This window comes from Ferviditalea candida, from assembly GCF_035282765.1.
GTDB classification, from domain to species: Bacteria; Bacillota; Bacilli; order Paenibacillales; family KCTC-25726; genus Ferviditalea; species Ferviditalea candida.
The window spans coordinates 29,135-54,122 of the sequence record NZ_JAYJLD010000026.1 but is presented as its reverse complement, the minus strand read 5'-3'; the positions used below and the strand labels follow the sequence as shown (position 1 = coordinate 54,122).

At 49.9% G+C, this 24,988-nt stretch carries 16 protein-coding genes; all 16 read left to right on the top strand.

Annotated elements, in window-relative coordinates:
• Nucleotides 1–97 precede the first annotated feature (97 nt).
• The 16 genes from VF724_RS15530 to VF724_RS15455 all read left to right on the top strand — a co-directional run bounded on the left by VF724_RS15530 (nucleotide 98) and on the right by VF724_RS15455 (nucleotide 24,973).
• Nucleotides 98–1,444, top strand: coding sequence for an S-layer homology domain-containing protein (locus VF724_RS15530; RefSeq protein WP_371755165.1), 1,347 nt, complete (start codon nucleotides 98–100; stop codon nucleotides 1,442–1,444).
• Nucleotides 1,445–1,593: 149 nt separating this feature from the next.
• Entirely contained in the window at nucleotides 1,594–7,653 is a 6,060-nt protein-coding gene (locus VF724_RS15525) for a PKD domain-containing protein (RefSeq protein ID WP_371755164.1), read from the top strand.
• Nucleotides 7,654–7,714: 61 nt separating this feature from the next.
• A complete protein-coding gene (locus VF724_RS15520; protein ID WP_371755163.1) occupies nucleotides 7,715–8,431 on the top strand; it encodes an ankyrin repeat domain-containing protein in 717 nt (238 codons plus the stop codon).
• A gap of 801 nt (nucleotides 8,432–9,232) precedes the next feature.
• A complete protein-coding gene (locus VF724_RS15515; RefSeq protein WP_371755162.1) occupies nucleotides 9,233–9,673 on the top strand; it encodes a TnpV protein in 441 nt (146 codons plus the stop codon).
• A gap of 68 nt (nucleotides 9,674–9,741) precedes the next feature.
• The gene (locus VF724_RS15510; protein WP_371755161.1) at nucleotides 9,742–14,040 is read left to right on the top strand and encodes a helicase-like domain-containing protein; all 4,299 of its coding nucleotides are present in this window, start codon (nucleotides 9,742–9,744) and stop codon (nucleotides 14,038–14,040) included.
• 600 nt (nucleotides 14,041–14,640) lie between these two features.
• Nucleotides 14,641–16,530 carry a reverse transcriptase domain-containing protein gene (locus tag VF724_RS15505; RefSeq protein ID WP_442788069.1) on the top strand — a complete coding sequence of 630 codons (1,890 nt, stop codon included), beginning with the start codon at nucleotides 14,641–14,643 and terminating at the stop codon, nucleotides 16,528–16,530.
• Nucleotides 16,527–18,293 (top strand): helicase-like domain-containing protein, encoded by a 1,767-nt coding sequence (locus tag VF724_RS15500; protein WP_371755160.1) that lies wholly within the window; start codon nucleotides 16,527–16,529, stop codon nucleotides 18,291–18,293. Before VF724_RS15505 ends, VF724_RS15500 begins: the two co-directional genes overlap by 4 nt.
• 104 nt (nucleotides 18,294–18,397) lie before the next feature.
• Nucleotides 18,398–19,114 carry a Fic family protein gene (locus VF724_RS15495; RefSeq protein ID WP_371755159.1) on the top strand — a complete coding sequence of 239 codons (717 nt, stop codon included), beginning with the start codon at nucleotides 18,398–18,400 and terminating at the stop codon, nucleotides 19,112–19,114.
• 174 nt (nucleotides 19,115–19,288) lie between these two features.
• The gene (locus VF724_RS15490) at nucleotides 19,289–19,576 is read left to right on the top strand and encodes a hypothetical protein (RefSeq protein ID WP_371755158.1); all 288 of its coding nucleotides are present in this window, start codon (nucleotides 19,289–19,291) and stop codon (nucleotides 19,574–19,576) included.
• A gap of 120 nt (nucleotides 19,577–19,696) precedes the next feature.
• Nucleotides 19,697–20,644, top strand: coding sequence for a DUF3991 domain-containing protein (locus tag VF724_RS15485; RefSeq protein WP_371755157.1), 948 nt, complete (start codon nucleotides 19,697–19,699; stop codon nucleotides 20,642–20,644).
• Between the two features lie 76 nt (nucleotides 20,645–20,720).
• The gene (locus tag VF724_RS15480) at nucleotides 20,721–21,011 is read left to right on the top strand and encodes a type II toxin-antitoxin system Phd/YefM family antitoxin (protein WP_371755156.1); all 291 of its coding nucleotides are present in this window, start codon (nucleotides 20,721–20,723) and stop codon (nucleotides 21,009–21,011) included.
• The gene (locus VF724_RS15475; protein WP_371755155.1) at nucleotides 20,989–21,306 is read left to right on the top strand and encodes a type II toxin-antitoxin system RelE/ParE family toxin; all 318 of its coding nucleotides are present in this window, start codon (nucleotides 20,989–20,991) and stop codon (nucleotides 21,304–21,306) included. Before VF724_RS15480 ends, VF724_RS15475 begins: the two co-directional genes overlap by 23 nt.
• 271 nt (nucleotides 21,307–21,577) lie before the next feature.
• The gene (locus VF724_RS15470) at nucleotides 21,578–21,943 is read left to right on the top strand and encodes a plasmid mobilization protein (protein WP_371755154.1); all 366 of its coding nucleotides are present in this window, start codon (nucleotides 21,578–21,580) and stop codon (nucleotides 21,941–21,943) included.
• A gap of 18 nt (nucleotides 21,944–21,961) precedes the next feature.
• Nucleotides 21,962–23,386, top strand: coding sequence for a relaxase/mobilization nuclease domain-containing protein (locus VF724_RS15465; protein WP_371755153.1), 1,425 nt, complete (start codon nucleotides 21,962–21,964; stop codon nucleotides 23,384–23,386).
• On the top strand, nucleotides 23,295–24,263 hold the full coding sequence (locus tag VF724_RS15460) for a PcfB family protein (protein ID WP_371755152.1): 969 nt from the start codon (nucleotides 23,295–23,297) through the stop codon (nucleotides 24,261–24,263). Before VF724_RS15465 ends, VF724_RS15460 begins: the two co-directional genes overlap by 92 nt.
• Entirely contained in the window at nucleotides 24,260–24,973 is a 714-nt protein-coding gene (locus VF724_RS15455; protein ID WP_371755151.1) for an ArdC-like ssDNA-binding domain-containing protein, read from the top strand. Before VF724_RS15460 ends, VF724_RS15455 begins: the two co-directional genes overlap by 4 nt.
• Nucleotides 24,974–24,988: the final 15 nt, after the last annotated feature.

Genomic DNA, 24,988 nt, shown 5'->3' with positions numbered 1-24,988 from the left:
TATCCCTGTAACTCAAGAATACAAAAAAATCGCTCAAAGTGAACGGATTTCATCCCGTTTTGTGCCATTGAGCGAAACGAAAGGAATGGGTATATAAATGAAAAAAATAATCAGCACGCTATTGTTGGCGGTGTTACTTCTTGTGTCGTTTAACGGTTCTGTTTTAGCAAATACTGCCCATATTACTTTCACCGATATTTCCTCGCATTGGGCAGAGGCAAGCATTAAAAAATCTGTAGAATTAGGATTTATCAACGGGTATGGCGACGGTACGTTCAGACCGGAAAACCCGATTACTCGGGCAGAATTTACAACCGCTTTGGTGGGAGCCATGAAATTGCCCATATCCAAGAAATCATCGGTTTTTGTTGATGATAACAATTGGGCAGAACCGTATATTGAAACGGCAATCGAAAACAACATCATCTTAACCGATGAGTATGACAACCTGAAGTTTGAGCCTTCCAAAAATATTACCCGTCAAGAAATTGCGGTGATGGCGGTAAGGGCATTGGACAAGGCGAAGGAAGCGGAAGATCAGGGTTATTGGAAGAAAATATTCAGCAAGCTGACGGATTTAACTCAAGTCGATGAGAAATTTAGAGGATACATCAAAATTGCAAACGACTTGGGAATCGTCAATGGTTATTTGGATGGTTCATTTGGTCCGAAAAAGACCGCAACTCGCGCTGAGGCAGTTGTGATGGTTTTGAATACACTGGATAAGTTGCCAGAAACCGACCAAACGGGTCAAGCAGATCAAACCGAACAACAAGATCAAGGAAACGTACAGAAAGACCGCTTGGGGAGGGTTATCAGAACAACGGATTTGCCGAGTAACTACAAGGATTATCCTTACATTTTGGCTACCATTCCTAACGAAATGTACGAGATGAAATATCCGTACTCTAACCCGGATGTTACTAAGAGAAGAGTATCGTCGAAACTGTATTCCACCGAACCGCAGTTTACTGATGAAAACGTCGATATTTGGATGGAGAGAATAGAAAAATACTATGATCTCGTATTAAACGTCGATTATCGGACGATTGATGAGAATTGGGAATCGGAAGCCTTCGAATACATCAATAAAGGGGTGAATGAAGATGCTCTCCGTAGAAAATTAAAGGATTATAGGGAATGGGTTCAACAAAACCAAATTGTAGTTGAAGGTTCGTTAAAACCGGAGCCAACGATGATTTATGATGCGGGTTTTGGAGGGTTCTTCGTGCGTTCGCAGTTCGATTTTAAAATCACTTCATTCAAAGAAAATGAAAACTTGTTATACGACGATTTAATCAACTATCAAAAGTTGAAAAAGGATGTTGAATACAAGGGTTATACCGACATTGAACTCAGCACGAATCATTCCGGTGGTAACTGGGGCTCTACACTTAGAATCAGCAACACAGCCAGCTTGTTCAAAAACAACATTATGAATTAAGAAACAGAAGCCTATGCTTGAACAGAACACCTATCTCATTGAATAGGACACACTCCTGTTGAATGAGATTTGGTGTATTTTTTTGGAAAAATTTAATCTCGATGGCTATCAAATTGTCGAGTTTAATTCAAAGAAAGGAGTGAATGGGAGTGCCGATATACAAAAAGGCAGTTGCAGTTCTCCTTATTGTTGTTTTTATTATACCAATGATACCTATGCCAAAAGCCTTTGCTGCTGTTGACGTTAGGGTTGTTGGTGGTGAAATATTATTCAACACAACAGGTACCGCCGCCTCTACTAATACGAAATATGTTACAACTGGATGGATGGTCCATCGCGTTTCGGCCTATGGTAATCCTACATCTATTGCTCATGGAAAAATGGAAAATATGAAACAAGTGGGTCAAGATCCGGATCCGCCAGTACCGGGGAAACCTGTTACAACATACTTCAACATATCTAAAGACAATGTAAATAAAGCCCTTAACGATGCCAATATGGAAGATGTTGTGGCCGGAGAAAAAATATACTTGAGTGCTATCTTTCAGGTATCAAAAAACGGGGTATTACAGTCTACAAAATATTACTCCAAAGCGGATATACTTGGTGCAGCCAACTGGTCACACCCGGAGGACTTTGATGACTATTACGATATCCGAGTTACATTTGATCCAGATCCATACAAGGTACAATTCGTTCAAATGAAAGAAGATGGTTCATGGTTTAGTTATGAGGATTTAGCTAAACAATATTATCCTGGGGATGAAGTCCAATACGATATTCCGAAAACAAGCGGGTCCTTAGTACTAGTAAAATCTTATTTGCAAAACCTTGTTACACAGAAGAGCGACTGGTTTGTTGAAAGTGGCCCCAGCCTAACACACAGGGACTTTTTGCAGGTCAACGGTGGGTACAGAATTGTCGGGGTATATGCAGAACCAGCACCACCAACGAGCGATCCATACGTCGTCGCTACGGCAACAGTTGATCCCACAAGCGTTCAATTTAATGGATCAGACATAAAGGTAAAAATCAACGTTTCGGCCCAGCTTAAGAATTATTCAGGCAGTACAAGCGATATTCAAAAATGGGTTATCTTTGCGAGAAAAGATCAAGTTCCTGCAGGAGAGGAAGATTTACAAGATCCTGCTGATTATTCAAGCAAACTATCGGCAAGTCGTAGCTTCACTTTTACCATATCGGCAAGCGAACTTAGTAACGTAGATTCCTATATTGAGCATTTTATCGTCCGGCCGCGAGTGTACTTCTCAGACACAGAATTTTACGATACCTTAGTGGATAATCTGCAAACCAAAGTGTACAAAAGCGCATCGCCGCCACCGACCACCTGCGGAAGTGTTACATTAAGCGGGCCATCGAACGCCCCTCCGGGTTCAGTCATATTTAGGGCAGATACCTCGGGCTGGACACCTGAGCGTTTTAATTGGTATAAAGATGGAAGTTTGGTAGATAGCGGATTCTCGAATACTACAAGCATTAACTTTAGCTCTGCCGGTACTTATAACGTAAGCGTGAGGGCATATTGCACAAGTACGCAATATTCCGATGATCAGACATCAATAACCATAGCAAAAGCCAACAGTGCTCCGGTTGCAATCATCAACACTTCAGAAACGAATGTGAAGAAGGGTGGTACGATTTCCGTCGATGGTTGGGATTCTTACGACCCGGATGGCGATTCGTTAATGTACTTTTGGAGCGTCAGTCCATCTACAGGATGGTCGGGTACTTTATCGGGGGTTGCTGGCGGTTCAATCACCATAAATGAGAGTGGCAACTATGATATACAATTAATCGTCACCGATGGCGATCTAGGTGATGTGGATACCGCAACCGTGGGTGCTATGAACAGTCCGCCGACCGCTTTCCTTTCCATGCCATCGAGTATATTCCAGGGAGGCACAGCAACCCTCAACGGCTCATATTCTTACGACCCAGATGGAGATCCATTAAGCTATTCATGGGGTATCAGTCCTTCATCAGGATGGTCAGGTAGTCTCTCGGGATCTTCGCCGGACATCAGATTTACTAAAGAAGGAACATACACTGTCAATTTAACGGTAAGTGACGGAGAAGCGACGGATAGTGAATCAGGAACAATAGAAGTTAAAAACTCGCCGCCGGTAGCACAAATCAGCATACCGAGCTACATCGAGCAGGGAAAAGACACCGTAATCGCTAGTAATTCATACGACCCCGATGAATACGCCGGTGATACCATTTCGCTCGATTGGACATTGAAATACATCAATGCTGACGGAACGAAAACAACAGTTACACCGGGAAAAGAATTGAAGGGCACAGATCAGGATTTAACCAAAGAAACAAACCATGTATGGTTCGATAAATTCGGTAACTATGAATTGACGTTATATGTCGAGGATTCCTGGGGGAAATCAGATACCAAAACCATTACGTTTGAGGTAAAACCAGCGGTACCAACGGCACACTTCGATTTCTACGATAGTTACTACAAGCAAAACCGTCTTGTGCAAATCGATGGGACAAGCAGCACCGGTTCTGAACGTTATCCAGTAGACTTTTCAAAAACCGAGTGGCAGTATGTCCCTCCAGCAGGAGTTTCGTCCACTCAGGCAAAAGTGGAGAGTTCAACGGATTTGAGTAAGCGTAGGCTTATTTTCAAAGAACCGGGGACTTGGAAGGTTCGTATGCGCGTAACCAACACTGCCGGTAATCCTTCGGAATGGTTTGAACGACAGGTGGTAATTAGTCCCGATCAAAATCCTATTGTTGATTTTAAGGTTGATTCAACCGTAACGAGGGACGCCAACAACAATAAGAAAGCAACCATTCGGCTTACGGATTTGACCTCGTCTCCTGATTGGGATAATATCTCGAAGCGGGTTTGGACATATAAATTCGACTCCGATAACGATGGTGATTTTGTTGATGAGTCGTGGGTTACTTTAAGCAGCGGGAATAGCATAAACCCAGTTCTCTACACCGATAAAGTCGGTAATTATATGTTCGAGCTTTATGCGGAAGAGAGTTTTGGTCAACCAACGCTCTCTCAATTCATAACATCGGGCGATTTAAGAAAAGGGGATACGTCTTTCAAATTAGCGAGTCAGAAAGAAACTGAGGTCATCAACCTGAAGCCTGTGGTGTCATTTAGTCCTATCCTGAAAAAGAAAGTAGATCTGGTGATGACCGTTGGACAGGTAGATAAAAACAAAGTGAAGGATCTCAACGGGTTGATTAATACCCAGATGGTCACGAAGTTCGCCGCAAACGGTATTGACGCTCAAATCAGCTCCGTGGAGACAACTGCGCTGTCGATGCAAAATACATTTCAATGGCAGGAGTTCACACATCATTACACAGACTCCGCCTATCATGGGGCAACTTCGGAAGGTGCGTGGTCGAACAATCATATCGTGAAAAATGATGGCGGAAAAACGATCACTTTTTACGGATATGATTCACCTGCATATCACGACTTCTTATTCCTGCCGGATGAACAACAGTCTAAAAAAACCTTTACTTTTGATGTCAGCGAGGATTCAACGGTTTGGCACGCCCTGGAAGGTTCAGGATATCTTTTTAACGCAAAGATTAAAAATGGGATATTAAGTGGCTATGCGATATTGCTTGCTCAAGCCAATGTGCAGCTTTGGGAAATAAACGGCGTCAATGTGAACTCATTCCACGAAGGAAGCATTAGTACCATGAGTTCAGCCGGTACCCTAATAGGGAGTTTTCCGAAAAATGGAACGCGGCACAAAATTGTCATTGAAGCTACCCCGGATCAGGTTGATATGTGGGATAACGATGTAAAAATTATTGATGCCCAAAAACTTAACAACCAGTACGGCAATGGTTTCGGACCAATGGCGGCTTATTTCTCCCACGGTTGCAACCAACTTTCTTATATCACTTTTAAGAACATCACGATGGAAACGACCACGGGTAAATCGTTTGACGAAGTTGTAAAGGAGCCGACCTGGAGGGAGAATTCAAGCCGATTTATTGCCAATATCAATGACGTGGAGTTACCAGAATTTAACGACCCATCCAAAACGCCTATTATTTATTCCCGCTTGTTGAATGACAACATTGACCTTTCAATACTCGGAACAAGCACGAATCAGGCGCAGGCGAATAAGATCATTTCAACCAATGATGGACATGGGATGTGGCACAGCAATGCTGATTTGAGTAAAGCTCTTTCCGATTATGCTGACTATATTATTTCATTGGTCGATCAGAGAAGCCAGCTAAAATCGCAGTACATTCTGTTAAATCAAGAAATCGACTATACGACCAGCTATTCCGATGCTGAGAATGATCCTGAGATCGATAGAAGGTGGCGATTCGATCATACCAACCCTTATTACTTTCAAAACTCCCTAGGAGCTGCGCCATTTAGTGGTCAATGGTTGCCGGAACCCATCACTAAATTCTCGTATGTCGGGGAATTCACCGGCACCTTTCAGGCGAAAGATGAACCGAGGCAGGCCAATGGCACATTTGATCCTCGTTTCGGCAATTATCGCGAGTGGTCATTGGAAGCGAATCCCGTGAAATTATACGTCCATCGAAAGCCCATTGCGATGTACACCGCCGCCTTGTCGAAAGCAAATGCGTACGATTATAATTTGGCGGTAAGCGACACATCCTACGACCTTGACCATCAGTACGAAAACGGCAAAGGTATTGTCCAGAGGGAATGGAAATGGAAGTATTCAGATGCTACCGATTGGACTAACGGTAGGCCGCCAACCTATATTCAGGGAGGAAAAACCGTCACCATCTACTTGAGGGTAAAGGACAAAGAGGGAGCATGGAGTGATCCGGAAGTCAGGGTTATGACAACAACAGGCAATATGGCGCCAGTGGCCAATTTCTCGTTAAGTCCAAACCCACTCCCATTGGCGAAGGCATTATCGTATTCCGATTTCAGCTATGATCCAAATAGCGACCCGATCGTAAGCTATCACTGGCGTTCCCAGCCGGCATCTGGCGGTTCGTGGACAGACCATGGATCAAGTCCAGGAACCGATTTTGATGCAACCGCGCCAAAGCGTTTTGGAGCGATCGGCGATTATCGGGTAGAGTTGACCGTTACGGACAGTCAGGGCGCTGTGAGTGATCCTTTCTACCAAGTTGTCAAAGTTATTCCGAATAACCGCAAACCAATTGCCAAGTTTACGATATCACCGGGATGCACGGTTCCCCAAGACGTTGCGATTTCGTACACCGACCAGAGCAGCGATCCGGATGGAGATCCATTGGTTGCTTGGGAATGGAGATATAAGAAATCAACAAGTTCAACTTGGACTTACGTATCATCACCGCCAACGGACTTGAGTGGCTTATCGCCGGGTGATTATCAGATTCAGTTAAGGGTGAAGGACAATCCGCCTTTGTCGCAATTAGACCCATTATGGTCGGATTGGTATATGTCTTGTGGTGGAACTTTTAAGGTTCTTCCGGCTAACCAAAAGCCGGTGGCCAATCTAGTTCTTTCGCCAAACCCGGTCGCTTCGGATGAGCCATTGACATCCATTGATAAGTCAACCGATCCAGAGGGAAAACCATTGCAGGCCTATGAATTGCAAATCACACAGCTTGAAAGCGGAGTATCCAAAACCTTTACGAAAACCTACAGTAAGGTATCAGGGGCTTCATACGATATAAGCAGCGAGTTCATACGGATATTCGAAACATCAGGCTTCCCGAATGACGGGGCCGGTTCATATCAAATTAAATATCGGGTAAAAGATACTTCTCCAAACGGAATGTCGCCCGAGCTCTGGTCGGATTGGCAAGTTCAGACGCTAATCGTCGAAGATCCACTTTCGATTGTCGGTTCGGTCTATCCTCCAATTGCCCGCTCTGGTGAAGCCATTACTCTAAAGGCTAGTACAGAAGGCAAAGCCGAAGAGGTTGTCGCTTATATGGACTGGAACCAGGACGGAGACACAAACGACCAGAGCGAAAAGGTGTATTTGATACCAAAATATGGGGTGTCAAGCAAGCTAAATGATTGGTCTGCATCGGTCATCATACCACTGCCAACGAAAGACGATACTTATAGAATTAACTTTGTCGCCAAAAAAACATCCCCGTGGGATGGTTCAGTGAAGGTTGTGAACGACAATACCAATGTTATAACCGTGCGGGGCGACATTTTTGACGACTTCATCATGGAATACTATGATTAAAAAAATGGTGGGTGCGCGAGTCGCGTACCCACCATTTTTACCCAAAGGAGAGAAAAGACGAATGCAATTAGTGAAATTAAAGCAGAGGAGAATTATTGTACCCACGCTGATTATAGTCACTTTGTTCATAATGCTCGTTGAAATTTACGCCTTTATTCCGAAACATGCGTCAGTAGCAAACGAGGATAAAGCCGATACAGGTTACAACAAAGAAATGAGTAAGCCTATAGACGCCAACAAGACCACCATGCTGATGCGGGTTTCCCGCGATGGGGATCTTGAAAAGGTCGAAGAAGCCTTACAACGTGGGGCCAACCCAAACGACAAGGATGTTTTTGGCCAGACTGCCTTAACCCAAGCTGTAATGATGAACCGAACTGATGTGGTCAAAAAATTAATAGAAGCTGGCGCCGCGTTAGATTTGCAGAGAAATGATGGTTATACACCTTTGATGCTGGCTACCATAGATAACCGCCCCCCAATCGTTAAACTACTGCTCGACGCAGGTGCTAACCCGAACATAGAAGAACATCAAGGCAATACTGCTCTAATACTAGCAGTTGATAACATTATCCACCGGGAAACACAATCCACTTACATTCCGGAGTTATTGCTTTCGGCCGGAGCGGACGTGAACCACTTGGATAAATTCGGTCATTCAGCAATGGAATTAGCCGTGGACGAGAAGCAAGAAAAACTTATTGCTTTATTAAAGAACCACGGTGCAAAAATGCCGAAAGAATCCGATGAAAACAAGAACAATGAAAAAGGGGAGTAAGAGAAGGAATACCCTATACCTTCACATAAAGGAGGAAACAGACGTTGGCAGCGAAAATGAAGCGAATCGCCGAACTTTCCGAGCGCACGGCTCACGTCGTCGTGCAACATTCTGTCAACTGGATGGCTTTTTTGAAAACGGCGGCCTGGAACTACAAATATCCGTTTCAGGATCAACTGTTGATCTACGCACAACGTCCTGACGCGACGGCCTGCGCGCCGATTGAAGTTTGGAACAAACGGCTGGATCGCTGGGTCAAACGCGGCGCAAAAGGGATTGCCCTGATCGAAGATCGGGGCGACCACTTGGGTCTGCGCCATGTGTTTGACGTATCGGATACCCAAAGCAGACACCAGTCGCAGATGTCGCTTTGGCGTATGCAGGACAGCGACACGGCTCATGTGATCGAGACGCTGGAAAATGCGTTCGGCGTGCCGGATGAGATCGAACCACATGCGGATCTGCCTGCTGCGTTCCTCGCTGCTGCGCGGAATGCGGTGGATGACAACAGCGCCGATTACGTGGCGGAGTTGATGAAAGAGCGGGAACACAGTTTACTGGAAGACCTGGACATACCGCATGTGGAATTACTGTTCAAGCAAACGGCCGAAACGGCCGTCGCTTACATGTCGATGACCCGTTGCGGGTTGAATCCCGCACATTACATCAGCATCGAGGATTTGTCCGGCATCGGTTATTTTAACACGCTTCCCGCGCTATCCCACTTGGGCACGGCGATCAGCGATGTGTCCGAGATGATGCTGCGGGAAATTGAATCGACCGTCCGGGCGCTGCGCCGGGATGCACAACGTGCGAATGAGGGGCAATCGTTTCATACCCTTGCAAGACCCGATTCCTTGCCGCACAATGAAGCTACCCTACAAGAAAGGAAGGATGAACATGGAACTGACGTACACACCGCAAGGGGATTATCTGCTGCCCAACCTGACGCTGAGCGAAGCGGAGACGACCATTGGGAAGTACGGCATGATGCGCAAGACGTTCCTGAAAACCGAGCGGAAGGGCATGTACGCCCATTTGATGTTGTCGGAGCAGTTGAACCGGCATCTGGCGGACATCGACCGGACGGCGCGGGAGCAGATCGACTGGACGATGCAGGAGCTGCTTCGGCTGAACCCGGCACCGGACAAGGCGAGCGATCCGTTGGCCTGGACGGGACACATGAACAACCTGAAGCAGCAGGCGGAGGAACTGATTCTCGCGGAACTGATCTATCATTAAAATGGTTTGATCGGGAAACGGAGGACAGAAGTCTTCCGTTTTTTCATGACCATGACATCATCAATGATATGCTTCGAGCCGCGCCGTTGCGGGAGAGCAAGACGGACATTGCAGCGTTTTTCCTTGCTCATGAGGATGAGCGCGAGCGTGTGTTATATGTGCGCGGTTTGTTTCCGGCAGGCATCACCGAACTGACGCTTGATGAAGGGGTGCAGGCTGGGTTTGAACCTTATCGCAACGTTTTGCATCTGTGGACGGGGACGGCGGACGAACGTACGGCGCAAAGCTTTTACGATTGGGGTGTCATCGCTGGGCATATCGCCAGCATGATACTGTTAAACGAATTTGACTTGTCACGAAAGTCAGAACCATCCATCCAGCAACAGACGCTGTGGATGGAGCAAGCGGAGGACGCAAAAGCCTCCGCTTTTTTAATGCCGCAAGCGGTCATTGACGCCATTTTGCAAAACGGCAGCGGTTTTGAGAACGGCAAGTTTCGCATTGCGCTGCATTTCCAGCAGTCGCTGTCCGCACAGGAGAACGCCGATTTCCTGAAACGGGAATACGGGATCGGCGGGCGTCTTCCCGCGCTGATCGGCACGGATATTCACATGAATTATGACAGCAAAGGCATCACGCTGACGCGTGGCTCCATCATGAATCCGGATACTCAGGTGGTGCTGCCGTGGATGAACATGCAGAAACGTATCGGCGAACTGCTGGCAGCGGGACGTTACTTGAACCGGCAGGAAGCCGAGCGGTTTCCTGCCTTTGCGGAGCAGCAGGAGGAAAAGCGGCGGGAGCAAATGGCGGAAATGGCCAGGCGCGAATTGCCGCAGACGGATGCCTCGTCGGCGGAGGGGTTTCCCTACCCGGAAGCGCAAGCGGAACCGGAACGCATGCCGCCGAACCGGGACCGGGCGCGCTATGGATATGACGTGGGCAGCGTCGTCTGGATCGGTGCGGACGAATATGAAGTGGCGCAATTAGAGTCGCATACGGTGGTGCTGCAAGACCGGCAGTTTCCGCTGTTCATCAAAGAGTTGAACCGCCGGGATGTAGAGCGGATGCTGCGCGAAAATCCGCTGAACGATCATCTGATTACCGGAGAGGAGCCGGAACTGGCAGACGAAGCGGCATGGGAAGCAATGGAAGATGCAATTTCCCCGGACGAGTCGGTGACGGATGGGCCAGAGCCAATATCGCAACCGGCCGATGTCCCCGACCTTTCCCCTGCTCCCGTTGCCAGCCGTCCCGCGCCAGCCCGTCCGTTTGCTCCTGCAGTCAACTACCGGATTACGGATGATGAGCTGGGGCATGGCGGCGCAAAAACGAAGTTCAAATGGAACACAGAAGCGATTCGGCTGCTGAACGAGTTGGAGCAAGAGCAGCGGCAAGCGACAACGGACGAGCAAGCGGTGCTGGCCCGCTATGTCGGATGGGGTGGCATTCCGCAAGCATTTGACGAAGCGAACACGCAATGGGCAGCCGAATATGCGGAACTGAAAGCATTGCTGGAGCCGGATGAATATGCGTCCGCTCGTGCGTCAACGCTGAACGCCCACTATACGTCTCCGACCGTCATCAAGGCGATGTACGACTGTCTGGAAACGATGGGCTTTTGCAGCGGCAATATTTTGGAGCCGTCCTGCGGCATCGGCAATTTCTTCGGTCTGGTGCCGGAGTCGTTCAAAGACTCGCGGCTGTTTGGCGTGGAACTGGACAGCATTACTGGCCGTATTGCCAAGCAGCTTTATCCGCAGGCGTCGATTGCGGTCAGCGGCTATGAACAGACGAATTTGCCGGACAGTTTCTTTGATCTCGCCATTGGGAATGTGCCGTTCGGCGGTTATGGCGTGGCGGATAAACGCTATGACAAGCACAAGTTTCTCATCCACGATTACTTTTTTGCGAAAACATTGGACAAAGTGCGTCCGGGCGGCATCATCGCCTTTATTACGTCCAAAGGAACGATGGACAAGCAAAACCCTGTGGTACGCAAATATATTGCGGAACGCGCTGAACTGCTCGGAGCGGTGCGACTGCCCAGCAATGCGTTTCTGGCCAATGCCGGAACCGAAGTGACCGCCGACATTTTATTTTTGCAGAAACGGGATCGCATGATCGCCGTCAGCGAGCAAACCGAAGTATGGCTTTCACTGGCCGAGACAGCGGACGGTGTGCCGGTGAATAGCTACTTCGCTACGCATCCTGACATGGTGCTTGGCACAATGGCTTTTGACGATCGGATGTACGGCAACCGTCAGGAAACATCCTGCAAGCCGTACGCGGACGCCAACCTGGATGAACTGCTGCGCGAAGCATTGTCCAACATCCATGCCGAATGGGTGGAGCTGGAACGGGAAGATCAGCCGGAGGAAGAAGACCCTTCTCTCCCTGCCGATCCGTCTGTCCGCAATTTCAGCTTTGCGCTGGTGGATGGTCAACTCTACTTTCGGGAAAACAGCCGCATGCGGCGCGTAGACACTTCGGCTACGGCAGCAGGCCGCATCAAAGGGATGATTCAGCTACGGGACACCGTGCGCGAACTGATCGAGTACCAAACCGAAGACTGCAGCGATGAGATGATTCGCCAGCAACAGCGCAAACTGAATGCGCAGTATGACCGGTTTACGGCGCAATACGGCCTGATTAACAGCCGCGCCAACAGCCTTGCCTTTTCGGATGACAGTTCTTACTTTCTTCTTTGCTCGCTGGAAAACATTGATGAGGAAGGACGGCTGCTGCGCAAGGCGGATATGTTCACCAAACGCACCATCCGGCAACGCATCCACGTGGAACAGGTGGATACGGCTTCTGAGGCGCTTGCCGTTTCCATCGGCGCAAAAGCCCGTGTCGATCTGCCGTATATGGCGCAGCTTACCGGTTTGACGGAAGAACAACTGATGAAGGAACTGCGCGGCGTCATCTTTCCCAATCCCGAAAGTCGGGATGAAACAGATCAACCGATCTTTGAAACGGCGGATGCGTATTTGTCCGGCAATGTGCGGGAGAAGCTGCGTGTGGCGAAACAGTTCGCCATGTACGATGCTGATCGTTACAGTGAAAACGTCAAAGCGCTTGGAGCGGTGCAGCCGAAGGACCTGGATGCCTCCGAAATTGATGTGCGCTTGGGCGCAACCTGGCTGCCGCCGGAAGACATTCGGCAATTTCTGTTTGAACTTGTGGACACGCCGTCGATGTACCAGACCTATATCAACGTGATGTATTCCGAATATACGGCTGCCTGGAACGTCAAAGGCAAAAGCGATGACCGCAGCAACAATATCAAGGCGAACGTCACTTATGGGACAAACCGCGTCAATGCGTACAAGATTCTCGAAGATACGCTGAATTTGCGGGACGTGCGCGTATTTGACACCGTTTATGAAGATGGCGTGGAAAAGCGTGTGCTGAACAAGCAGGAAACGGCCATTGCCCAGCAAAAGCAGGAGATGATGAAAGAAGCGTTCCGCGACTGGATATGGCGAGATCCGCAGCGGCGCGAACGGCTTACGCGGCTGTACAATGACCGGTTCAACGCCATCCGTCCCCGCGAATACGACGGGAGTCATATTCGATTTACCGGGATGAACCCGGAAATCCGGCTGCGCCAGCATCAGGTCAATGCGGTTGCCCGATCGCTGTACGGCGGCAACTCCCTTTTCGCTCATTGTGTCGGCGCAGGAAAAACCTTTGCGATGACCGCCGCAGTGATGGAGAGCAAGCATTTGGGGCTGTGCAACAAGAGCATGCTGGTCGTTCCGAACCATCTGACCGAACAGTGGGCGGCGGAGTTTTTGCAGCTTTATCCGTCGGCGAATATTCTGGTGGCGACCAAAAAGGACTTTGAAACGAAAAACCGCAAAACGTTTTGCGCGCGGATTGCCACCGGCGATTATGATGCGATCATCATCGGCCATTCGCAATTTGAAAAAATTCCGATCTCGACGGAGCGGCAGCGGCAGCAACTGTACGAACAGATTTCGGAAATTACAACCGGCATCCGGGAACTCAAGGAAGCTAGAGGCGAACGATATGCGATCAAACAACTTGAAAAAACGAAAAAGACACTGCAAACCAAGCTGGAAAAGCTGAACGACACCAGCCGCAAGGATGATGTCGTTACCTTCGAGGAATTGGGCGTAGACCGGCTATTCGTGGACGAAGCCGATTCGTACAAAAACCTGTTTCTTTATACCAAAATGCGCAATGTGGCCGGACTGTCGCAAACCGAAGCGCAGAAGTCGTCGGACATGTTTGCCAAATGCCGCTATCTGGACGAACTGACCGGAGGCCGGGGCATCATCTTTGCGACGGGTACGCCGATCTCCAACTCTATCACCGAGATGTACGTGCGCCCGTAAGGGCATATATCAAAATCCGCCTTTAGCAAGCGGTAGGCAAAAGTATCACGAAAGGACGGTGAAATAGTCGCCTATCATCCCACGACTTATCCGGATGGGGAAACCCTATGGGGAGTGTAGCATGTCGTTGCTGCGTGGCAAAGCCACACGGCGGATATACGGTGGTGTATAGAGTTCCTTAATGACCGCTATATATAGGGATGAAAAATTCGTGTATGAGGATGAAAGCTAAACTGCCTGAACGATAGCCAGAGCTTGGGTCCATCGTGTGCCTTCATGCGAAAGGAACTGAAACGCATGATACTTTGGCGCTCGCTACGTGTACATTGGCGAACGCGCGATACTCAAAGTAGAGCGCCTCCAGATAGAGGGAAATGGCGAAAGTCGCATCCGACAACACGAAACGCTATTTTGATATATGCTACCGGGGATTGCCTAAACCCTCTCAATAGGGGGCATGGCAACACAGCTTCCATAGTAGTCCGCAAACCCTGAACAGACAGGGAAGGCCGTAAAAACGGATGCGGGTAATTCCGCTTACATGGCGAAGGGAAGCAGTTTGTCTTTAATACAGAAGGAAAGGATGGTGCGTGAGGCATCATGAGAAATCCAACTGATGTATTAAATAGTCTAAGCGATAAGTCAAAAGATCCTTCATACAGATTTGAACGGTTATACCGCAATCTGTACAACCCGGAATTTTACATGCTCGCCTATCTGAACATTTACGCGAATAATGGGAGCATGACTCCGGGTGTGGATGGGACGACCATAGATGGTATGAGCAATCAGCGGGTAGAGCGTATTATTGCTTCACTCAAAGATCATACCTACCGGCCGAATCCTGCACGCCGCGAATATATTTCAAAGAAAAATAGTACAAAAAAGCGGCCGCTTGGCATTCCTTCCGGAGATGATAAGCTGGTGCAGGAAATTGTCCGTATGATACTGGAAAGTATTTACGAATCAACCTTCTCCGAAGCATCACATGGTTTTCGACCGAAAAAGAGTTGTCATACGGCGCTCTTGAGAATTCAAAACACATTTACAGGTGCAAAATGGTTTGTAGAAGGAGATATAAAGGCTTGTTTCGATGGCTTTGACCACCATGTATTAATAGACCTTCTACGTAAACGAATAAAAGATGAAGCGTTTATCACGCTCATGTGGAAATTCCTGAAAGCTGGGTACATGGAACAATGGTCATACCACAACACCTACTCCGGCGTACCGCAAGGTTCCGGAATGAGTCCAGTTCTTGCGAACATTTACCTACATGAGTTAGACAAGTACATGGAAGGCTACAAAGCTGGCTTTGACCTTTCAAAACGCACGGCTAACCCTGCCCACCGTAATTTAGGCTGCAAGATACATTATACGAAGCAGAAAAATGCAAAGGTGTGGGATAGTCTCAGCGTGGAAGAAAAGAAGAAACGAGCTAAAGAATTACGGCAAATGCGGAATGAACAGCGGAGAATGCCCGCTCGGCCTATACGCGAAGAAACTTTCAAAAGCCTTCAATACGTTAGGTATGCCGACGATTTTATCGTCGGCATAATCGGGAGCCGTGAAGACGCAGAAAGGGTCAAGAGTGACCTTGCCGTATTCCTTAAAGAAAACTTGCACCTGAATTTATCAGTCGAGAAAACCAAAGTGACCAACACATCGGAATATGCACGGTTCCTGGGGTACGACATCAAGGTATCCAGAAACCAGGACACCAAGCGTAAAAGGGACGGTTCGAGGCAACGTGTATACAGTGGTGTGGTCAGGCTCTATGTACCTCATGAGAAATGGGCAGCCAAACTGCTAGAATGCGGCGCAATCCGTATCAGAAAAGACAAGGTAACCGGGCTGGAACAATGGCAAACCATGCACAGAGGGAAACTCATCAATCTCAGTGACATAGAAATCCTGAGCAAAATCAACGCGGAAGTTCGGGGTTTCTACAATTACTACTCTATCGCCTGTAACGCTTCGACGCTAAACCGCTATTCCAGCATTATGAAGTACAGTATGCTCAAAACCTTTGGTGCGAAATACCGGTGCAAAGTAAGAAAAATTAAGGAGTTGTATATCCAAAACGGCAACTTCACCGTTTCTTACGAGACCAAGAGCGGTACCAAGGAAGCAGTGTACTACAATCAAGGGTTCTGTCGGAAGAAAGACCCTATGTTTGGCCAAGTGGATATGCTGGAATCTTACAAGCGATACGCTAAACCAAACAGCTTAGCAGCAAGACTGCGAGCTAAAAAATGTGAATTATGCGGTATCGAGCATGATAACGTGGAAATTCATCAGGTGAAGCGACTGAAAGACCTAAAAGGGAATTCAGAGTGGGAAATTGAGATGCGTAGACGCCGCCGCAAAACGTTGGCAGTCTGCCATGAATGTCACAGGATGATACATGCAAATGACGAAATCGTAAGACGAGGACAAATGGAGAGCCGTGTGCGCCGAGAGGTGCCCGCACGGTTCGGGAGAGAGTGAGCCAATGCGCTTGCTTATCTCATACGATGCAGCGCTACTTGCAATACAAGCGGCTCAAGCGGCAAGGCTTGCAGCATTTCGATGCGTGGGCATCCACGTTCGGCGAAACCGTCACAGCGATAGAGCTTGCACCGGAAGGAACGGGCTATCGGGCGAAAACCCGATTTGCCCGTTTTTACAATTTGCCGGAACTGATGAATGTGTTTAAGGAAGTGGCCGACATTCAGACGGCGGACATGCTCCAGCTTCCCGTGCCGAAAGCTCACTTCCACAACGTCGCGGTGCCGCCAAGCGACTTTCAACGCGACATGGTTGCGGATCTCGCCCGCCGCGCCGAACAGGTGCGAGCGAAGCAAGTGGAGCCACACGAGGACAATATGCTGACGATCACCAATGATGGACGCAAACTGGCGCTCGATCAGCGGCTAGCCAATTCGATGCTCCCCGACGACGAAGGCAGCAAAGTCAGCGCCTGCGCGGACAACGTCTATCGGTATTGGTCGGACAGCCGGGAAGGGCGGCTCACGCAACTGGTGTTTTGCGATTTGTCCATCCCCAAGCAGGATGGCTCCTTCAACATCTACGACGAACTGCGGCGTAAGCTAGTGGACAGAGGTGTACCGACCGAGGAAATCGCCTATATTCATAACGCCAATACAGAAGTGAAGAAGAAAGAACTGTTCGCCAAAGTGCGCAGCGGGCAGGTTCGGGTACTACTCGGATCTACGTTCAAGATGGGCGCGGGAACGAACGTGCAAACGAAGCTGATTGCGCTTCACGACCTCGACTGCCCGTGGCGTCCGCGCGACCTGGAGCAGCGCAGCGGACGTATTATCCGACAAGGGAATCAGAACAGCGAGGTGCACATTTTTCGCTACGTGACCGAGAACACGTTTGACGCTTATTTGTACCAGACACTCGAAAACAAGCAGCGCTTCATTTCGCAGATCATGACCAGCAAATCGCCGGTTCGGTCAGCCGAGGATATTGACGAGACGGCATTGTCTTACGCCGAAGTGAAGGCGCTGGCGACCGGCAACCCGTACATCAAAGAGAAAATGGACTTGGACATCCAGGTATCCAAACTCAAACTGCTCAAAGCCAATCACTTGAGCCAGCGCTATGCGCTGGAAGATCGGTTACTCAAGCTGCTGCCGCAGCAAATCAAGTCTACCGAAGAACGAATTGCTGGATATGAACAGGATGCCGCCTTGTACATGCGTTCCAAAGCGACTGAGCAGGAGGGTGCGGAGGAATCAAAATTCCCCGGCATGGTTATCAAGGATTTTACCTATACGGAGCGGATGGCAGCGGGCGTAGCTTTGCTGGAAGCTTGCAAGGGCATGACTTCGCCCGATCCGCAAGCAGCGGGCAGCTATCTTGGTTTTTCTCTGTGGCTGTACTTTGACAGCTTCCATAAGGAATACAAGATCACACTGCGCGGCGCACTGGGTCATACGGTGACGCTAGGGGCGGATACGGGCGGCAACATGACCCGGATCAACAACGCCTTATCGGACTTGCCCGCAAAACTGGAGCATGCCCGCGAGCAGCTTGCTACCTTGCGGCAGCAGATGGTCACGGCCAAAGAGCAAATCGAGGCTCCATTTGAGAAGGAGCAGGAATTGCAATCGAAGTCGGCGCGTCTTGCGGAATTGAATGCGCTGCTGAACATGGACAAACGGGAAAATGAGGGTGTTGACAGCGTGCCGGACGAAGAATCAGAGATGCCGGAACGGCGGGTTGTGGGTCGTGAGCGATAACGGTCTGGCACCGTCGTCCTCCTCTTGCTTCCATGTAATGGAATTTCCTGCGTGCTTTTTGACCTAAAAACGGATATAATGAATAACAGGTGGAGGGATACGAAATGGACACTTTTCCGGATAAATTTTTTTTAACCCGACAACATAGCTTGTTTCTGGCCAAAAAAAAATGGGACGAAAATATATATTGCGGCATGAAAATGGAGAACAGAAACATTACTTTCCCGCAGACGCAGACGATTTTGAACGGTGTGAACGTACCCGGTGTTACCTTGGACGACATTCAGGCCGTACTGAATATGCGGGACGCTTGGCGTTATCTGGTTTCTGCCATTGACGAGCCGACAACGCTGGCATACATTTGCAAACTGAACGAATATGTGGCGAGAAACGAAGCGTTGGAATGGGGAGTATTGCGAACAGGGAGCGTCGGGATTTCCGGTACTGACTATGTGCCCCCTCTTCCCATAAGCAGTGAAATCGAGCAGGAATTGGCCGTGCTATTGTCCGCGGATACGACCAATACCGAAAAGGCGATTACCGCTTTTCTTTGGGGCGCGCGGAGGCAGATGTTTTGGGATGGCAACAAGCGAACTTCACTTCTACTGGCCAACAAACTGCTCTTGGAAAAGGGAAACGGCATGCTGACCATTACGGAGAAGAACATGGGGCAGTTTAACGAACTGTTGACAGCGTACTACAACACGAATGATATGCGCACCATCAAGGTTTTCCTTTACGAGCATGCCATCAGCGGCATTGAGTTCAAAGAACCGGATGGAACCGGACAGGGATCGGTAAAGTCATCCCAATATCGGTAAGAAAGCTTGCCTACGCCCCATCGCGCGGCAGGCTTTTTTGTTGTTTGGCAAATTTATCTCTTCGATGCGTAGCATTTCACAAGTCGAAGATAGCCCCACCTGTTAAAGTTATAGATCACCTGACGAAATGGACTCCAGCTTTGGGGTCCTTTTCGCATTTCTGGAGGAATGAACATGTTGTATGCCATCCCAGGCGGCGGCGGATGCTTTTGCCCGATTCTACCGCCTTTTTGTTACGGAACCGGCTTGACGGAGGAGGGAGAAACCGTGTCAACATTGGAATTGATATCCAAAGAGAAAAACAGATTTGGCGACACGTATTATTACATCCGTGATTCGAACGGGGTGACCAGTCAAGTTTACGAAGCCGATTTAGACACATTCATGAAAAGGAATGGCGCTACAGAGTTGAGGGAAAGCAGAGCTTATTTGTATCCCAAAAAGCGGGGGAAGACACGATGAACGGTGTACCCATCGGACGCTGCCTGGACCTCGGTTAGTCATATGGAATATTTGAAGTGTCAGACACGATTTGTACAAGCAGTCGTGTCTGAATTACTTTTTCTGAGAGGAGTTACGGCAATGGGCTATGTAAGCAAGGAGCAGATCGAACGGGCAAAACAGTTGGATTTGCTGACCTATTTACAGATGTTTGAGCCCGCGGAATTGGTACGATGTTCCCGTAATGTCTACTCCACCCGGACGCATGACAGCTTAAAAATTTCCAACGGCAAATGGTGCTGGTGGTCCCGAGGCATTGGCGGGCGTTCCGCACTGGACTATTTGATTAAGGTTCGAGGCTTATCCTTTCCGGAAGCGGTACTTCAAATCGATGGGCATGGGGGAGACTTTCCATCCGTGTCTATATCTGCCGAGTTGACAACCAACCCGAAGCGATTGATGCTGCCGGAACCCAATGACACGAACCGCCATGTGATTGCCTATTTAACCCAACGCGGTATCCATCGCTCGATCATCGATTTTTGTCTTGAAACGGGACGTTTGTATGAAAGTCGTTTTTATCATAATGCGGTTTTTGTTGGCTTCGATCCGCAAGGCGTTCCCCGGTATGCCATGCTTCGAGGCATCGCTGGCCAGCGGTATATGGGGGAAGCCATGGGCAGTGACAAGCGATATGCGTTCTCGGTTCCGGCTCAAGAAGAAGGTTCCGAGCTTCACCTGTTTGAAAGCGCCATTGATTTGTTATCCTTCGGTACGTTGGAACGGCTTTCGAATCGGGATTGGCGGAAGGAACATTTGCTGTCTTTGGCCGGGATTTATAAGCCGAAAGCAAACGTCGAGAAGAGCGCACTCCCCGCTGCATTGATGCAGTATTTGCAAAGGTATCCGCAAATGAAGCGCCTCGTGCTACACCTGGACAACGATCAACCGGGACGGCTGGCGGCACAAACGTTTCAAACGTTGCTCTCCCCCACCCTTATCGTTTCCGATGAGCCGCCGCAGCGCGGCAAAGATGTGAACGATGAGTTGAGATGGAAGTTGAGACGTATCGATCGGACATCAAGATAGACAAATGAGGAATTGATGGGATAGCACAAAATAGGTATAATATGATTAACATTTTGTTATACAGGGAGTGTGGACTATGCTGATTAAACCTTCTGCCAGCATCCGACAGAACTATAATGAAATCGCAGAGTTATGCAAATCTTCCGGCGAGCCAGTGTATTTGACCAAAAACGGCGAAGGGGATCTTGTTGTGATGGACATCAATTCCTTTTCCCGTCGCGAAAAAATGCTGAAATTGCGCGAAGAATTACTGGCCGTTGAGGAGGATCGCATGGCTGGGCGAACCGGGGTTACGCCGGATGAATTGGACGATTATTTGGAGAACATTATTGCCGGGGTTGAGCATGGAAAAAACACCTTATTATAAGGTGCTGGTTTCCGACCGTGCCCGTCAAATGTTGGCGGGCCATGTTCGGTTTCTGGCCGAGAAGAGTCCCGACGCTGCCCGCAAAACGAAAGAAGAACTCATGAAAGCGATCCGGTCGTTGCATCAACTGCCGGAACGCTATCCGTTCCTCGAAGCCGAGTTTATTCCTTTGAACAAATACCATAAGATGTTTGTGGAGAAGTGGTATCTGGTTTTGTACCAGATCAAGGACCGGACCGTATATGTCGATTATATTGTGGATTGCAGACAGGATTATGGTTGGCTGGTGCGATAAAGTTAAGGCGAGGCGCTGTAAACAATCAGCGTCTTTTTTTGTTGTTCTTGGCCCCTCTCTTTTTCTCGGCGGGTTCATGAAGGCAACACGAGACGAATGTCTTGTGTTGCAGCAAGCACTGAATTTGGCTAGCCAAATTCGCTTGTTAGGGGCTGCGCCCCTAAGACCCCGCCGTCGCGACGCTATCGTTTCGACGAACGGATGGTTTGCAGGAGGGTTATCGCTTCGGCGATTCGTTTCATGACACCTACTTTTGAAAGGGGGATCGAAGTTGAGGAAGCGTTCGATTTCGGTTCTGGTACGGTTGAATGAAAAAGAGCATCAGCATCTCGCCCATCAGGTGCAAAAATCAGGGCTATCGCAGGAAGCGTATATTCGTTCGCTCATCAATGGCTATGTGCCCAAGCCCCTCCCCCCGCCGGATTATTACGCGATGATGCGTCAACTTCACGCTATCGGCAACAATCTCAATCAACTGGCGGCGAAGGCGCATACGACAGGGCATTTGGATCGGGCGGCGTTTCAGCAGGAGGCCGATCAGTTGCGCCGCGCGGTACAGAATATTCAGCAGGCGGTGACTTCGCCGGAACGCATGGACGAACCGAACTTCACGAATTCCGAGGCGCATCCGCCGTAGACGAAGGAGGTGTGACGCATGGCGACGACGGCGATTTGGGATGTGACCGACCGCTTGAAGCGCGTTATCGACTACGCCGCCAATCCTGATAAAACTGCAATAGATCGGGCAGAGCAGCAAAGTTTGCAACAGGTGCTGGCTTACGCGAGAGACGGCGACAAAACGGAGAAGCAATTGTACTTGAGCGGCATTAACTGTGACCCGCTGACCGCCTACGAGCAAATGCAACGGACGAAGCGCCAATATCAAAAGACGGACGGCATTGTGGCGTTTCATGCGTACCAAGCATTCGCACCGGGCGAAGCGACGCCGGAAATGGCGCATGCCATAGGCGTGAAGCTGTCGCAGGAATTATGGGGCGAGCGCTTCGAGGTGATCGTCTCGACCCACTTGGACAAGCAGCATTTGCACAATCATTTTGTGCTAAACTCCGTTTCTTTTCTGGACGGCAAACGCTACTACGACAACAAAGCGTCCTACGCCCAGCTTCGGCAAACGTCAGATAGACTGTGCCGAGAGCATGCGCTGTCGGTGATCGAACATCCTGAGCCGAATAAAGCCAAGAACCATGGAGAATGGAAAGCCGATCAGGAAAACAAACCGACATGGCGGGGACTGATTCGCTCCGATGTCGATCAGACATTAGCGGCTTCCATGACGTGGACGCAATTTATCGCGGCATTGCAGAAGCAAGGTTACGAGGTGAAGCCGAACGTCAAGCATCTGGCGGTACGCCCTCCAGGCAAGGAGCGCTTTGTTCGTTTGCGCAGCCTTGGGGATGAATATACCGAAGAAGCGCTGAAACAACGCATTTTGCGGAATCGTCTCCCCTATCGCCCACAGCCCGAACCTAAGTCACGACGCAGACGTGTCGTCTATAAAGGAACGCTCCAATCTACCAGACGTTTCAGCGGGTTTCAAGCGTTGTACATTCGCTATCTATACCAAATGGGCTTGTTGCCCGCTCGACGAGCGTCCTCCAGAAGGACGCCTCTTTTATTGCGGGAGGATTTGCGGCATATGGCGACCATCACCGCACAGACGAAGCTGCTTTGTCAGCACCGTATTTCCAGCAAGGAGCAACTTCTGGCGTTTTCGTCCGCTACGGAGCAAGAGATAACCCAGCTTTGCTGCGAACGCAAAACGCTCTACAACCGCATCCGCCGTGCGAACGACGCCGATCAGATCGAAGGTTACAAGGCGCAAATTGCCACGCTGTCGCGGCGAATTGCCGGGCTGCGAAGGGAGGTGAAGCTGTGTGCGGGCATTCTTGCCCGATCCGATGAGATGAGGACGAAGCTTCAAGCGAGCGAGCTACAGGAGAAGAAGTCACGAAAGGAGATGGACAGGCATGAGCAGTGGAGCCGAAGCGGCCGATCAGGTGGTGAGCATGAGCCTGCGGGGCATCGAGGTGATGGCCAAGATTTCCGGCGAAGGCGCTAAGCATTTGGCCGTCTATTTGTTTGCCGCCCTGCAAGGACAGAAACGGACGAAGGGCAGCATTCGATTGGAAAGCTTGCTCCGCAGCGGCAAGGAACTGAAGGTGTTCGCGGTCAAAAATGAAGACCTCCCCACCTTCTGCAAGGAAGCAAAGCGGTACGGCGTCCTGTATTGCGCGCTGCGGGACAAAAAGAATGTGGATGGCTTGTGTGACGTGATGGTGCGGGCCGAGGACGCATCGAAAATTAACCGCATCGTCGAGCGCTTCAAGCTGGCAACGGTCGATACGGCAAGCATCAAGAGTGAGATTGAAAAAACACGCGCCGAGAAACAGGATGACGAACAAGCGGCGGAGCAACCGCAACAACCCGAATCGGGACAGACATCGGAGCAAGGCGCGACGGGCGAAGGTGCTTCGACGGAAAGGAACGTGGACGATTTTTTGGACGAACTGATGGGCAGTCCGGAAGCGGCGCAGACCGAGCGGCATCCCGAACCGACACAACACACGCCGCAGCCGCACGAACCGATGCGCCCATCGTCCAAGGCGAGCGACAACGCAAACCCCAAAACGGCGACGATGGAACCGCCCCATCCGTCCGAGCCTATCTCAGGGCGCAGCGCGGCATCCGCAAGGGGTTCTACGACTGAAGCCGAGCAGCGCGCAGCGCCGCAGCGGCAGTCGATTCGCGCACTGCTCCGCGAGCTTCGTGAAGAAAACCGCAAAGCGGCAAAGGAACGCCGTCAACCGGACAGGGAGCCATCGTTGCCGAAACGGAGCGAGCGCCAAGCTGGAAGCACGAAGGCGGCGCAAGCGAAGACCAGCCGCACGAAGACGAACAAGCCGAAATCAACGGGAAAGCGGGGGAAAGCCAAATGAGCAGCTTCGACGATCTGTTCCGGCAGGAAGCGTCCGACCGTTCCATCGCGAACGCTTCCGAGCAACCGTTCGATAAGGAAGCGTGGGCGCAGAAGAAGCAGGAACTCAGGCAATGGACGTATGACAAGATCGATGCCGCCACGACCGCCATCGCGCAAAACGGGGAGCAGTTCCAGCAATATTTTGACGTGCAAAGCCGTTTTGACCGTTACAGCGTCTCCAATGCGCTGCTCATACTCGCCCAGCGCCCGGAAGCGACGCGCATTGCCGACTTCGACACATGGAAGGAACAAGGCGTGTACATTCGGCGCAAGGAAACGGGCTTTTACATCCTGGAGCCGGGTGAGGAATATGAGCGGGAAGACGGCACGAAAGGCATCAGCTACAATCCGAAAAAGATGTTCGATATCGCCCAGACGACCGCCAATCAGAAACGGGAACAACCGCAGCCGCTCAATGACCGAACGCGCATCAAGGCGCTCATGGATCGTTCCCCCGTTCCGATTGCGATGAGCGATACGCTTCCGTCGGACGTGCAGGCGCTCTATCAGCCGGATACGCGCAGCATTGTCATCCGCCGCGGCATGGATGCCGGGGATATTTTCCGTTCGCTCGCTCAGGAGTTGGCTCATGCAGAACTGGAACGCGGCGATAACCGTTACAGCCGTTCCGCTTACGCCTTCCATGCGTACTGTGCGTCGTACATGTAGTGCAAGCAGTTTGGC